Source organism: Okeania sp. SIO2B3 (assembly GCF_010672525.1).
In the GTDB taxonomy this organism is placed as follows: domain Bacteria; phylum Cyanobacteriota; class Cyanobacteriia; order Cyanobacteriales; family Microcoleaceae; genus Okeania.
Map to the genome: position 1 here is coordinate 382,866 of NZ_JAAHGH010000005.1, position 14,701 is coordinate 397,566.

A 14,701-nucleotide genomic window follows, 5' to 3' on the forward strand; every position below is an offset into this window, starting at 1 on the left:
AATTAGTCTATAATTAAAGGTTCATTGAGGTTTTCAAGGATAGCTATGTGGTATGAATATTTATGGCTAAAGTTGAGAAAAGTAGCAAGAAGTGAACGAAAATATCGCTCTCTAGCAACAAAGAATCGTTTGATTTTTCCACTAAGGAGAAAAACAGCTCAAAGACAAATTATTCAAATATTAATAATTGCTTTTTTGCTACCTTTATTATTTTTTATAGTACCAGCTTGGGGGCAATCTACTTCTACTAACAAGAATTTCAAAACAGCTCCAGTAGAGCTTAATGGTCAAGCCTTATTTCAAGTAGCAGGTAATGATCAGACAAATTTGACGGCTGCTAAACGGGCTGAAATCATCAGTTCAAAATTAGAAGATATCTTAAACTCAGGTGAATCTATAGAAGTAGACATAGACAAGCAAAATAAAGAAACAATTCTGCGTGTTAATAGTAACTATCTTCTTACAGTAACTGCAATAGATGTCAAAGGAAGAATGAAGATAGAAGAGCAAGCAGTAATCTGGAAATATAAAATTGAAGAAGCTTTGGAATTAGCTCAAATAGAAAGTCAGCCACGTTATATTTTCAAAGTATTAATCATCAGTATTATTCTAATTTTAACTGCTTTTGCTCTAGAGTTTTCTTATCGTTTTTTTGAATTCAAAATCAGCAATTTATTTGAAGAAAGATATCCTCAATTTGTCAATTATTTACCTACAATTTTGCCATTAACAGGAATTGCTGTTAGAGTCATAGTCTGGATAGTAGTTGTCTTCTATATAACCGATTTAATACCATTAATTCGAGACTATCGTAATCAAGTATTAAATATTTTAATCGAGAGTTTTACTTCTCCTATTTTTACTCTAGGCAGCAAAGGTTTTTCCATTTTAGACATAATGTTTTTAGTCGGATTAACCATCGCAATGTGGAAAGGAGTAGGATATTTTATTAAAATCTTCAGAGCTAAAATTATTGGATTAACAGGAGCAGAGCAGAGCGTTCAAGATACAGTTAGTTTCTTAGTTCAGTATGGCTTGATTTTCTTAGGTCTACTCATTATTCTGCAACTTTGGGGTGTAGATGTTAGTTCTTTAGCAATTATTGCTAGTGTTCTTGGTGTAGGTATCGGTTTTGGTCTACAGAATATTGCTAACAATTTTATGAGTGGCATTATTCTAATTTTTGAGCGACCTATTCAAGTAGGTGATTTTATTGAAGTAGGTGATTTAGAAGGTACTGTTAAGCGGATTGGTTTACGCAGCACTTACATTACTACTTTAGATAAAATTTCTTTAATTGTTCCTAACTCTCGTTTTCTAGAAAATGAAGTTTTAAACTGGAGTCATAACAACCCAGTTTCTCGGATAAAAATTCCCATAGGAGTTGCTTATGGTTCTGAAATTAAGTTAGTTAGAAAAGCTATTTTAGAAGTAGCTAAAAGTCATCCAAAAGTATTATTAAATCCATCACCAGATGTTTGGTTTCAAGAATTTGGTGATAGTTCTCTAAACTTTTATTTGCTTGTTCACATTAAAGAACCTAAGCAAAAAAGTAAGCTCAAGAGCGAACTAAATTATCGTATTGAAGCAAGTCTAAGAAAATATGGAATAGAAGTTCCTTTTCCTCAGCGAGATTTACATTTAAAATCCCCAGAAATAGAGCAAATGATTCAGACTTGGATGCAGAAAAATACTCCCCAACCTGTAGAACTTTATTATCCTGATAGTTTTGTACACAAACTGGAAAGCAAAATTTCTGATTTAGAGCTAGATGAAGAGGAGCATTTAACTGTATCAACCATAGATAATATCAACAGTGAAATTCTTAATAATAATATAGATATAGATACCTTGATTAAGGAAATGCGTGGTTCTCATGGAGTAGCAATAAAAGACCGCCGACATCGGTGGGGTATTTACCAAAAATGTTTTGTTGGTTCTGAGGCAGTAAAATGGTTAATGAAAACTCAAAATTTGAATTTACAAGAAGCAATTTCTATTGGTCAATTATTAATTGATCGTGGGTTAATTCATCATGTCTTAGATAGACATGGTTTTAAAAATGAATATCTTTTTTATAGTTTTTATGAAGAAGAATAGCAGGGTTTAACAATTAATAATGAATAATGAATAATGAATAATTAAAGAAGGCAGAAGGAAAAATCTAGTGTTGTGTGAGTTTTAAACTTTTGGGTGGTGGTGCTTTGTCCGGCAATGTTTGTTACCAGAGACGGCAGTGGGAGCATCTTGCTCCCGTGCCTAGTATTCCTTTTGCTCCCGTGCCTAATATTTCTTTTGCTTCCGTACCTGATATTCCTTTTTACTGTATACGTATTTTTTTACTGTATACCATGACTACCAAAAAAAGAGGATGTATAGCAATGAACGCTCAGGTATTTACAATGTCCAGCTCAAAGTGCAGCCTAGAAAAGGTATACAAAAAATAATGTGTAAATATGCCAGCGCACATTGCTATATTTACAGCAGCTTCCGAAGTTATCAAAATAACATGGATCTAAGACCCCACCTTTCAAGGCGTAATATTTTTGAAGCCTTGCTCAAATCCCTTATTTCCACTCCTGGGAGGGGTTAGGGGTGGCTTAACTTCTGACTTCTGACTTCTAACTTCTGACTTCTTGAAGAGGTATACTAATCGCGGGCAAGATGCCCGCACTACAAACGTTAAATTGTTAATATCTGTACCTCTTATGCAAGGAATTTGCTCCCCTACTTCCCCGCTCCTCTACTCTAATGAACTACACCAGAGTGACCTTCTATATTTCCTACTGGTTCAAATATTCCACCCAGATACTTTGCTAAAAATTCCTCGGCGATCGCGTAAAAATGTAAACGATTTTCTGGACGAGCAAAACCATGTCCTTCATCTGTATATAGTACATATTCGATCGGTTTACCCGCATCTTCCATTGCCTTAACAATTTGCGTACTTTCTGACTCTTTCACCCGTGGGTCATTTGCCCCTTGACCTATTAACAGAGGTTTCTCAATTTTATCTACAAAAAATAGAGGCGATCGCGACTGCAAAAATTCTGCTTCAGTTTCTAAATTTCCCACACGATGGAAAAATACTTTCTTCAAAGGTTCCCAATAAGGAGGAATAGTTTGCATTAAAGTGATCAAGTTACTCGGTCCGACAATATCCACGCCAGCAGCAAACACTTCCGGGGTGAAAGTCAACCCTGCCAAAGTTGCATAACCACCATAAGAGCCACCCATGATAGCAACTTTATCCTTGTCAGCAATACCCTTTTCAACTAACCAGTTAACTCCATCAATTAGATCGTCGTGCATTTTCGCTCCCCATTCCCGGTTACCAGCATTGAGAAAATCTTTACCATAACCAGTCGAACCCCGGAAATTAATCTGTAAGACGACATAACCTCGGTTAGCTAACCACTGAGTTTGCGATCTATAACCCCAGGTATCTCGCGCCCATGGTCCCCCATGAACTAAAAGCACTGCTGGTGCTGGTGTTGGAATACCTACAGGTTTAGTCAGATAACCATGAATAGTTAGACCATCTCTAGCAGTGTACGAAATAGGTTCCATTGATGCCAACTGTACACCTTCGAGTTGCGGTTGGTTGCTAAAGAGGAAAGTTATAGTTTTAGCAGTGCGGTCGTAAGTATGATAATAAACAGGTCCGTCATCAGTAAAATAAGCTACCAACCAATTTTTGTCTTCTAGGGTACGACTAACGATGCGAAACTCACCTTTGTGCGCTTGCTTGAGAAATTCAAAATCTGCAGCAATGCTATCATCTAGAATTTGCCATTCTAATTTATCTTTGTAGAAACCCACTGCTTCAATAGCACGAGTAATAGGATGAGTTAAAGTGCCACTAATGTCATATTGAGAGTCTTCAGCAATTACTTTTTCTTCGCGAGTAGCAAGATCGACGGCAAGTAAACGTATGGCATTAGCATCATGGTTAGCTGATATATATAGAATTTTGCCATCATTGGAGAAGAAACTCGGGCCTCCTTCTTCATCTGGCCCCCAGTGACGCATAGTTTTCCAAGATTTTTCTGTGGTGTCGCGATACAGTAAATCCGAACCTCCATCCTCTGTAATGGTTGCTGCAGCCAGGATTTTAAATTTGGCATCAGCAGTCCAAGCAACAATATTACCTGGGTTATGGGTGTCAAATTCTACTGCACCATTATTGAGGTTGATACGGTAAACATCGAAGTTTTGAGGATTTTTCAGGTTCAGACCCACCAATATTTGGTCGGGGAAATTACGATCTAAATCTATTATTTGTGCTTTGACTCCCTGGAATGGGGTGAGGTCGCGCACCATATTTGATTGAATATTGACTTGATAGAGATGATAGTTTTCATCTCCATCAGCATCTTGAAGATATATTAGTTGGTCTTCGTTGTAAGTCCAGAAATACATCCGAATGCCTCTTTTTTTGTCAGCGGTGAGTTGGCGGTCGTCTTCTTTGCCTATTGTTCGTACCCATATTTGCAAGACATTTTTCTCATCTGGAGCAATGTATGCAAGATATTTGCCATCGGGGGAAAGTTTGGGACTGGTACGTTCGGGGTTGCCAAACAAAATTTCACGGGGAATAAGGGGAGGGAGTTTGGTTGTAATTTTTTCTGCAGTTGTTGTAGTCATATTTTGGTTGAATATTTGATTTACTGAAGTTGCATAGTAGGCAACAGGGAACAGATTGAAAAACATTTCTCTGTCTAAAGATCGGCGTTGCTGATTCTGGGTATGATGCAAGCCCCCCTAACCCCCCAATTTTGGGGGGAATAAAACTCTAAAAGTCCCCCTTGGAATCCCCCTCCCGTCCCCTTGGAATCCCCCTCCCGTCCCCCTTGGGAAGGGGGAAGCCAGAAGATGCTTCGCTTTTGAACGATGGGGGATGCGCGGGGGCGTGGACCAGAACCAAACAATCGCGCATTCATACTTCAATTCAGCAACGCCCAAAGATTATTATCAGTCTCTGTCCTAACTGCTCTAGCTATTGCTATACATTTTTTATTGTATAGCTTACTTTACAATTCGTAATATTCGGATAAAATATATTATGTAGTGTAAACCCTCCTTGACTATTTATGTTACTGCAAGCTAATCAACGCATGAAGTTAGACGACTCTGACGATCGCCTGTTTTATTCTTACCCTAGGTTTGTTACTCATGTAGATGAAGGGTTTATTGACCAGTTGACAAATTTATATCGCGATCGCCTGAAACCAAACACTCGAATTTTAGATATGATGAGTAGTTGGGTTTCTCACTTACCACAGGATATAGAATTTGCTCATGTTGAAGGCCATGGTATGAATGAGGAGGAGTTGGCTAAAAATCGTCAATTAAATCATTACTTTGTTCAAGATTTAAACAAGGATTTAAAACTACCTTTTCCTGACAAAGATTTTGATGCTGTTGTTAATTGTGTTTCTATTCAATATTTGCAATATCCTGATGCTATATTTTATGAGATTTATCGAATTTTGAAACCAGGTGGCATAGCAATTATTAGCTTTTCTAATCGAATGTTTTATCAGAAGGCTATTAGTGCTTGGCGAGATGGTTCGGAAACTTCAAGAGTAGAGTTAGTCAAGCGTTATTTTGACAGTGTAAAAAGTGCGAATGAAGTTCCAGGTTTTAGTCAAGTAGAAGTAATTTCTCAAAAGTCAAATGTACCTAGTTTTTTGCAGATGTTAGGTTTTGGAGGAGGCGATCCTTTTTATGCTGTAATTGCCTACCGTCAAGTTTAATATTAGGTGGTAATTTTTAGGGGGTTATTTAGTAAGTTAAATAAGTATTTTTCATAGGTAAAAATCAATTTTTTGTACTTATATTGTCTTTACTATCTAACTCCTACCCTCTAATATTTTTTCTTTTCTTGCCAACAAAATATTAAACTCAGAAATCATTTTACTTATATAAGGGCGATCATAACCATTGATATAGTAAAGATAAACTTCCTTTGGGTCATCAAAGTAATAGCGAAATGGTATTTCATGTCTCGTGAATCCGAATTTATTAACATATAGTTTTCCTGGAGTTGGCCAAAAGCCAGTTCCCCAAGCATAACCTCCCTTTTCTAATAAACTTTCGTAAGTTAGTCTAAACAATAATAAAATCACTATTGAAAATCTGTACTTTTTCCCAACTGCTAACCTCGTTATTTCTACTGCCAGCTCGTCTTTCTGAATAAAATCTAACAGTGAGTTATAGTGTTCTAGTTCAAACTTTCCATTCAATCTCTTGCAAATTCTCAAACACCCCACCAAGGTATTTTCTTCAAAAACACCCAATCTAGTAGCGACAGCATCGTAGTCATCCCATAAAACTTTTCCTTGTGGTAGGTCTTTGATATGCAAACCACTTGGATTATCTGGTTTAATTTCCCATTTTTGTTCTTTAACTAGAACTTCATAAGTTAGTTTTTTAGCTTCAATTATTTCTTGTTCATCAGTTAAAATTCTAGCTTCCATTATTGAATTATTATTCAGCTTTTTACCTAATATTTATGGATATATACTAGAGAAAAATTCCCCCATTCGGGATTATCTAATGAGGGAGTAGTAGTAGGATTAATTTCTTAAATTAGTAAGGACCAAAAAATAAATTTCCGGGGGCATCGGGGTCATCGCTCTGATGAAATTGCTGTACCAATACTACAAATTCGTCTTTAGTTATACCGCCGTCACCATTTAGATCTAACTTAGGAAAAACTTCTACAGCTAACTCTTCAGGAATTCGCCAGCTTTGGAAAAAAGTTCTGTATTCTTCCACACTAATCACCCCATTTCCATTAAGATCCAATAACTCAAAAATCTGATTTGCTAGGTCAATAACTGTTTGGTACATATCTGAGTTATTGATGCGACGCTCGCCATGTTCGAGCCATTCTGCTAACTCGACTTTACCATTATTATTTTTATCCGCATCTTTTCGCAAATGTTCCCAGTCTTCCATAAACTTTCCATGGAGTCGATCATATTCAGGTGTTCCTTGAGTTAAATTACGAGCTTTAGCAACATTCTGGAATATTGCCTCAAAATCCTCTTTTTCTACTACACCATTTCCATTGGCATCATAGACTTGAAACAGGCGTATCCATTTTTTTGTTTGTAATTCGGTGAGCATATTTTTGTTTCTTATGGCAAGAATAAACTATACGCCAATTATTTTATGTAGACAATGATTAAAATGTCAAGAAATAAATTTCTGGCATCCACAATCTCATTTTTTTTCAGTTTTTTTTAATATCTATAGCAATCCTATTTTATTCGTGTCAAAAATCTTACTGTTTTTTAGGGAATAGGGAACAGGGAACAGTGAACAGGTAAGAGTTTCAGTTTTTTTATCTAATTTTTGATTTGTCGCAACCAATTTAGGATTGCTATATATTAATAAATAATACCAATTCTCTATGAAGCTGCGCTTAATAAAAGATGACAACTATCAGTAAAGTTCTAGCCTGGGTCAGAATGTTAAGAATTATTAAGCGCATTGTTACAGAGAAATGGTATAAGAAGTATATATGAACGGATGCTATACATAATATAAAGTGACAATTTCTAATTTATCTACCGATATCTAACAAAATAAGTCTATTGAATGCTGGTTTATAGCACTACGCAAATAGCTTAGGACATTTATAAATGCTCAAACTCAGTCAGATATTACTCTTAACTTTTAACTTTTAATTTTTAACTTTTGACTTTTGTACTTACACGTAGCGCTATATGTGTGCCAAATTTAATTCTGGTACTTTTATAGTGTGATAAATACGGAAACAAAAATTTGAGTTTGAAGAATTAATTAGGAAAGACAATACACCACTAAAACAAATAAAGAAAGAGAAAAATATGAATATCAAAGCTATTGCTCTGGCATCTGTTATTGGTTTATCTACTCCTGCGATCGCAGATATTACCTTAAATTCTCATAGTGTTTCTGCAATGCCTACCGATTTTGTCCGTCCAACTGGAGCTTTCATGGATAATAGCGAAAATTGGGTTGTTTGGCTGAAATTAGATGAGTTCGGAAACTATACCTATGAAGCTCTAGATCGAAAAACTGGCGGTTCTCTAACTTTGAAAAATGCTTCTATTAGAGGGAACAGGAAACGTTATACTTATATCTTTAGAAACGGAAGTCACAAATATATTATTGCTCACCGACCTAAAGACCCGTCAATTATCCGCCTGACTGTTGTCAACCCACAAGGATATGTAATATTAAACCGCCTGATGGAAAAGGTTGGTAATGATTGGGATGTCTAAAAATATTGGTAGGGACAGGAGCCAGAATCCAGAAGTCAGGAGGAATGGGAATTATAATTAATTTTCCTATTAGACATCTGGTAAAAATCAAAAATAAAATCAGTTCTTATCCATAAATTATCAATTATTCCTCCCTGTTCCCTGTTCCCTGTTCCCTCTTTTGGTGGAGATGTCTATTTAGTAATAAGCAAAAAATAAGTTTCCAGGAGCATCAGGGTCATCGCTACGATAAAATTGCCGCACTAATTTTAAGAATTCTTTTTTAGTTATACTGCCATCACCATCTAGATCTAACTTGGGAAAAATTTCTATAGCTAAACCTGGAGGAATTCGCCAGCTCCAATAAAAAGTTTTGTACTCTTCCACCCCAATAACCCCATTTCCATCAATATCCAATAACTCGAAAACCCGATCTGCTAGGTCAACAACTATTTGGTATATATTTGGACTATTGATCCGACGTTGATTATATTTGAGCCATTCTGCTAGCTCAATTTTACCGTTTCCATTTTTATCCGCATCCTTTTGCAAATATTCCCACTCTTCCATAAACTTTCCATAGAGTTGTTGGTATTGTGGCATTTCCTGAGTTAAATTACGCGCTCTAGCAAGATTATGAAATATTGCTTCAAAATCGTCTTTTTCTACTGCACCATTTCGATCTGCATCATAAACTTGAAACAAGCGCGTCCACTTTCTTTTTTGCAGTGTGGTAGTATAGAAAGCAAAAAGTGAGTTTCCGGGAGCATTAGGTTCATCACTACGATGAAATTCCCGTACTAATTTCAAGAATTCCTTTTTAGTTATACTGCCATCACCATTTAGGTCTAACTTGGGAAAAATTTCTATAGCTAAATCTGGAGGAATTCGCCAGCTCCAATAAAAAGTTTTGTACTCTTTCACACCAATAACCCCATTTCCATCGATATCCAATAACTCGAAAACCCGATCTGCTAAGTCAACAAGTATCTGGTATATATTTGGATCATTGATACGACGCTCGGCGTGTTGGAGCCATTCTGCTAGCTCAATTTTACCGTTTCCATTTTTATCGGCATCCTTTTGCAAATATTCCCAATCTTCCATAAACTTTGAATAGAGTTGCTGATATTGTGGCATTTCCTCAGTTAAATTACGCGCTCTAGTAAGATTATGAAATATTGCTTCAAAATCGTCTTTTTCTACTGTACCATTTCGATCGGCATCATAGACTTGAAACAAGCGCGTCCATTTTCTTTTTTGCAGTGTGGTAAGCATAATTTCTGTTTCCTCCAGTGAAAGTAGATTAAATTTTTTCTACTTCTGAATAATAATTCTATATTTGATTACTATCTCCCTACCTCCCCATTACTAAAGATATATAGCAAACTTTTTGAGATTTGATATTACTATGAGGTTCATTGTTACATAAATAAGTATCATAAAATGTTTAAAAAGTCAATCAAATAAAGGCAACAAATGTGCTATAAAAAGAAAAGGGAGTTATTTTAAATCCCTAACTGTAAAAAAAATAATTTGACTAATACCATCCATAATTAATTATAGTGATTTCCCAAGAAAATACATTTAACATACAAGAATTAGAAACTATTGTCAGCAAAGACAATATTAGTTTGTGGCAAGATATAGACCAAACAAAAAAACAACAAATCTTACAGGCGATCGCTCCCGACACTACCATCAACTGCATCGTCTATCCAGAGACTCAAGTACAACTCTCTACGATAGTTACTTGTTGTGCTAAAAATAATTGGGCAATATTACCTTGTGGTAGCGGTAGCAAAATTCATTGGGGAGGGTTAATGAAAGTAGACCCAACTACTCACAAACAAGGAATAATAGTTGTTAGTAGCGATCGCCTCAACCACCTCATCGAACACGCTGTTGGTGACTTAACTGTTACTGTGGAACCTGGGATGAAATATGCAGAATTACAGGAAACTTTAGCAAAAACAGGTCAATTTCTCGCTATCGACCCTGCTTATCCAGAAACTGCTACTATTGGCGGTATCATTGCCACTGCTGATACAGGTTCCCTTCGTCAACGCTACCGGGGTGTACGAGATATGCTACTGGGTATAAGTTTTGTGCGCTCGGATGGAAAAATTGCTAAAGCGGGAGGAAGGGTAGTTAAAAATGTGGCAGGTTACGATCTAATGAAATTATTTACAGGTTCTTATGGCACATTAGGTATCATTAGTCAAGTTACTCTGAGAGTTTATCCTCTACAACAAGCATCCGGTACTGTTGTTTTAGTAGGAGAAAAAAATAACATTGCCAAAGCAACTCAAACTTTATTATCTTCAGCATTAACACCTGTTGCTATTGACTTACTTTCTACTAATTTAGTTGAACAATTAGACTTAGGTAAAGGTGTGGGATTAATGGTTAGATTTCAAAGCATAATAGAGAGTGTTGAAGAGCAATCTAATCAATTATTAAAAGTGGGAGATAGCTTAGGTTTAAATTCCACCCGTTACCATGATTATGAAGCAGAATTATGGCAAAAATTAAAACAACAAATCTGGCATTCTCAGCAAAATACAGAAATAATTTGTAAAATAGGAGTTATTCCTACGGAAGCTGTAGAAACTTTAGAGCGAACAGCACTAGAAACAGGTTTCGGATTAATTCATGCAGGTAGTGGTTTGGGAGAATTAAAATTTAATTCTGTTACTCCTGAAACTCTTCTTAAATTACGGCGTTGGTGTGAATCTAAAGGTGGATTTCTCACAGTTTTAGCAGCACCATTAGAGACAAAAGAAAAACTAGATGTTTGGGGTTATCATCAGAATGGTCTTGAGATAATGCGCCGAATTAAACAACAATTTGACCCACAAAATATTCTTAATCCTCATTCTTTTGTTGGTGGGATTTAAAAGGCAATAAAGGTTAATTAGTTGCCAGTTAATAAGAATCAGTAGTTGACTGACACAGCCAATATTAGTGCCAAATTTTTAGGATGCATTAGACAGACTGTTAAATGCCTTTCACAATCTGTCGTAACGCACCATTTCTAGACATAACTATATTTTATTCAAATAAATATATAATTATATCTAACTTTGTCTAATTATTTCAAGACTGCTAATAGCCCAACTCTTTACCTAATTACTGTGGTGGAATATTCTTCCATGAAAGTGTAAATGGCATGGGATATCCTGGGGCAATTGGGTAGAGATCGTTACAGACCTGGCCCTGAGATTTATATAGTGGATTAAAAGTGTATGTCGCTGTTGCTGCTAGATTTAGTTGTGCTGATACCTCCGTATCAGGAATGTCCATATTGTAAAAGATTTTTGGGGGTGGATAAATCTGTGGGACAGGGGTACCAGGAGGGAGAGCAATCTTAATTTCTGCCAAGTCATATCCTGGCAGAGGTACTTCCTGACAGTCCCCAGGATATACTGTGGTGTAACAAGTAGGTGCTGAAGACTTATCGCATGCTGCTGGTTGTGCACTAGCATTAGATACATTCGTGGCCAATGCTACCGTCAAGGCTATGAGCAGACAAGCAACGATTTTCAGAGCTTTTTTCATTACTTTCTTGATCCTTGTTTATTTTTTTTGTCAAGCTTGTTCCATCCTTAAGACGAACTTACTCGGCTTTTTCTGACAACTTTCCTATAAGTTTTTCAGTACTTGAATAATATATCTAAACTTTTGTCGAAGACAATAGGCAATAGGCAACAAATAAAAGACAACAGGAAATATAAAATCTCAATGATTTTTAGCTTAGACCTCTCCAAAAATACCGATTTGAAAACGGTTGTTTATTTTCTATGCAATTCAATAGCCAATTAAAAAATGAGAAATCTTCTGGCTCTAATATCATGTCCGGTTGAATAGTTACACTTTGGAGGAGGTAAGGCAGAAGGCAGGAGGCAGGAGGCAGAAGCGGTCAGACCCCCGATCGTATCTTTGTCGGCGATTCAGTTTTTTTGCCAAGAGTCAGGAGATAGAGGGAAGGTATAAGGGAAAAAGGTTAAAAAATACTCCCCATCTCCCCATCTTCTCATCAATCTTTGGTAGGAAACATTAACGTATTTCATATAAGATCGGGTTCTATCTAACTTGAAAATCATTAGCTACTAAATCTGGACTGCCGTCTAATGTAGCAAATTGAGCGCCACTACCAAAACCATCTGCAGTGCCGTTAGTATTATAATACAACGCTCCACTAGCAGAGTTGTAAACAATTTCAGCCTCAGTAGTTGCAGCATCACCTTCACTAGAAACAATCGCAAAATCATCTTCAGATAAACCAATACCAGGAGAACTATCTAGAGCACTAAAGGTTCTCAAGTCTAGTAAAATGATATCTTGCCCACTATTAAAATCATTAATTTGGTCTATACCTATATCTTGAGAATCAAACTCTTCGTTGGTGTTAAAGATAAATCGGTCTATGCTAGCTCCACCATTTAATTCATCGTTTCCAGGGCCACCATTGAGGCGATCGCGACCTTGACCACCATTGAGAGTATCATTACCGCCTCCACCAATCAATATATCGAACCCAAGGCGACCTTCTAAAACATCATTACCATCCTGGCCGAATAGACTATCGTTTCCATTAGCACCAATTAGATTATCGTTACCATCACCACCAACAATTTCATCGTTGCCTCTTCGCCCGTTTAATAAATCATCTCCGGCAAAACCAACAATTTCATCGTTACCAGTACCTCCAAAAATATTGTTGTCACGGTTATCCCCATTAAAAACCACATCCTCTTGAGGAATTACAGTATCCAAATCTTCTAAAATAACTTGTCCGCGCAATTCACCACTCGGATTATTTTCTGTGTGCACATTAAGATAAACTTCTCCTGACTCTACTGCTGCAACTTCAGTTTCATCCAGAGTAAAACTACCAGAGAAGAAACCTTCACCAACACCATCAGTTTCAACCACAGTCAAGTTGCGTAAAATATCACCATTCTCACCAAGTCCACCCAAATGAAGGTGAACTGAACTTTGAGGGTTTCCCTCTGAGTCCTCGGAGGGTCCGACATTCAACAAATCACTTGATACAACGGCAAAACCACCGGATATATTGAGAGTATTGCCAGAGAGAGCCGCATAAAAAGATCCTGAACCGTCGCTAGGCGCGACTGGATCGACTTGTTGAACAGTTGATATCGGTAAAAATGTTACTAGATCGTCTCCTGTTGGGTTTGTTTCGTTGAGCAGAACCTGAGTGCGTAATTCTCCACTCTGATTATTGTCTGTATGCAGGTTGATGTACAAATTCCCTGACTCAGCAGCTACTACTTCATCGGGACTTAAAGTAAAATTACCAAAAAATCCACCTGACCCATCACCATTATCAATTACATCGAAGTTACGAATAATTCCACCATTAGAATTAGCTAATCCCTGATGCAGATGAATGGCGCTCTGAGAATTTCCTTGTGAGTCTGTATTGCCAACTGGAAATAAATCGCTTGATAAGTCTGAAAAAGTTCCTTGTATTAATAAGTTATCACCAATTAAAATTGCATCTACTATTCCTTCTGCGGGGGTATCTGCTACTGGTGGTACCTCAAAAGCTTCTGACATGGGCAACCCTAGACTTACTGCTACTTCTAGATCGTCTAAAAAAATTACCTGTCCTCGTAGCTCTCCACTTTGATTATTATCTGTGTGCAGATTTATATACAACTCGTTTGCTTCTGCTGCTTCTGTTTCTGCATCTGTGAGAGTAAAAGCGCCATTAAATGTACCGGAACTATTACCATTATCAATTACATCTAAGTTGCGGATAATACCTCCATTCTGACCGGCTTCAGCCTGATGAACATGAATTGGGCTTTGAGGGTTTCCCTCTGAGTCTACTGCTCCTACAGGAAATAAAGGACTTGATAATCCGCTAAAACCTCCCTCTATGAGTAATGTATTCCCTGGTAAAAAAGCATTGAAATTTCCTGAAGCTGGACCATCTGCTATTGGGGGAACTTCTTGTTCTTCTGACATTGGTAAAGAAAGCCCCAAGAAGTTGTCAAATAGATAAGTAGTCATTATTAATCTCTGTCATTTTTCAGTATGGTTAATACTAAACTATGATAGTCATATTTATTTTAAATATAAAATTTTTTTGGTATATAATTCTTACTTTTTGCAAACAAATATGACGGGTTGTCATATTTTGATAACTATACTCAAAAATTACATTATTTATAGGTAAATTCTCTACAACAAGTTTGTTTTATTAAGTATTATTAAATGCTATAATCAAAATTTACCGAAAAATTGTGGTTTAAAGCCTCCCCTTTTAAGGGGATAATAAATAAAAATTTTCTTTTGAGTCAATCCTCTTCTTTTCCAGGAGAGGTAATTATTCATTATTCATTATTCATTATTCATTATTGAAAAGTGGGCTAGTAGTTGCTCTCTACTATGTAAGCATTCAGCCGTCA

General features: G+C 36.6%; 10 protein-coding genes. 4 read left to right on the top strand and 6 right to left on the bottom strand.

The features are described 5' to 3' along the window. The first annotated feature begins 45 nt into the window (after positions 1-45). Complete coding sequence (locus F6K15_RS07185; protein WP_293058940.1) at positions 46-2,100, top strand: mechanosensitive ion channel domain-containing protein; 2,055 nt, start codon at positions 46-48, stop codon at positions 2,098-2,100. 648 nt (positions 2,101-2,748) lie between these two features. Here the strand turns inward: F6K15_RS07185 and F6K15_RS07190 are convergent. Continuing rightward, complete coding sequence (locus F6K15_RS07190; protein ID WP_293058943.1) at positions 2,749-4,647, bottom strand: S9 family peptidase; 1,899 nt, start codon at positions 4,645-4,647, stop codon at positions 2,749-2,751. 446 nt (positions 4,648-5,093) lie between these two features. Between F6K15_RS07190 and F6K15_RS07195 the strand changes: the two genes are divergently transcribed. Then, positions 5,094-5,759: a class I SAM-dependent methyltransferase gene (locus tag F6K15_RS07195; protein WP_293058947.1), complete on the top strand. Its 666-nt coding sequence runs from the start codon at positions 5,094-5,096 to the stop codon at positions 5,757-5,759. A 96-nt stretch (positions 5,760-5,855) separates the two neighbouring features. Here the strand turns inward: F6K15_RS07195 and F6K15_RS07200 are convergent, their stop codons facing one another. Together F6K15_RS07200 and F6K15_RS07205 are read right to left on the bottom strand one after the other, a co-directional pair. Further along, the gene (locus tag F6K15_RS07200) at positions 5,856-6,482 is read right to left on the bottom strand and encodes a GNAT family N-acyltransferase (protein WP_293058950.1); all 627 of its coding nucleotides are present in this window, start codon (positions 6,480-6,482) and stop codon (positions 5,856-5,858) included. A gap of 112 nt (positions 6,483-6,594) precedes the next feature. Continuing rightward, positions 6,595-7,137 carry an EF-hand domain-containing protein gene (locus F6K15_RS07205; protein WP_293058953.1) on the bottom strand — a complete coding sequence of 181 codons (543 nt, stop codon included), beginning with the start codon at positions 7,135-7,137 and terminating at the stop codon, positions 6,595-6,597. A gap of 725 nt (positions 7,138-7,862) precedes the next feature. On the opposite strand from F6K15_RS07205, the gene F6K15_RS07210 reads away from it, so the two are divergent. Then, on the top strand, positions 7,863-8,279 hold the full coding sequence (locus F6K15_RS07210) for a hypothetical protein (protein ID WP_293058956.1): 417 nt from the start codon (positions 7,863-7,865) through the stop codon (positions 8,277-8,279). 177 nt (positions 8,280-8,456) lie between these two features. Here the strand turns inward: F6K15_RS07210 and F6K15_RS07215 are convergent, their stop codons facing one another. Next, a complete protein-coding gene (locus F6K15_RS07215; RefSeq protein ID WP_293058959.1) occupies positions 8,457-9,536 on the bottom strand; it encodes an EF-hand domain-containing protein in 1,080 nt (359 codons plus the stop codon). A 281-nt stretch (positions 9,537-9,817) separates the two neighbouring features. On the opposite strand from F6K15_RS07215, the gene F6K15_RS07220 reads away from it, so the two are divergent. Beyond that, positions 9,818-11,158, top strand: a complete 1,341-nt coding sequence (locus tag F6K15_RS07220; protein WP_375341050.1) for an FAD-binding oxidoreductase — start codon at positions 9,818-9,820, stop codon at positions 11,156-11,158. Between the two features lie 232 nt (positions 11,159-11,390). On the opposite strand, the gene F6K15_RS07225 is transcribed toward F6K15_RS07220, so the two are convergent. Next, positions 11,391-11,819, bottom strand: a complete 429-nt coding sequence (locus tag F6K15_RS07225) for a hypothetical protein (protein WP_293058965.1) — start codon at positions 11,817-11,819, stop codon at positions 11,391-11,393. 525 nt (positions 11,820-12,344) lie between these two features. Then, positions 12,345-14,303, bottom strand: a complete 1,959-nt coding sequence (locus F6K15_RS07230; RefSeq protein WP_293058968.1) for a CHRD domain-containing protein — start codon at positions 14,301-14,303, stop codon at positions 12,345-12,347. Positions 14,304-14,701 lie beyond the last annotated feature (398 nt).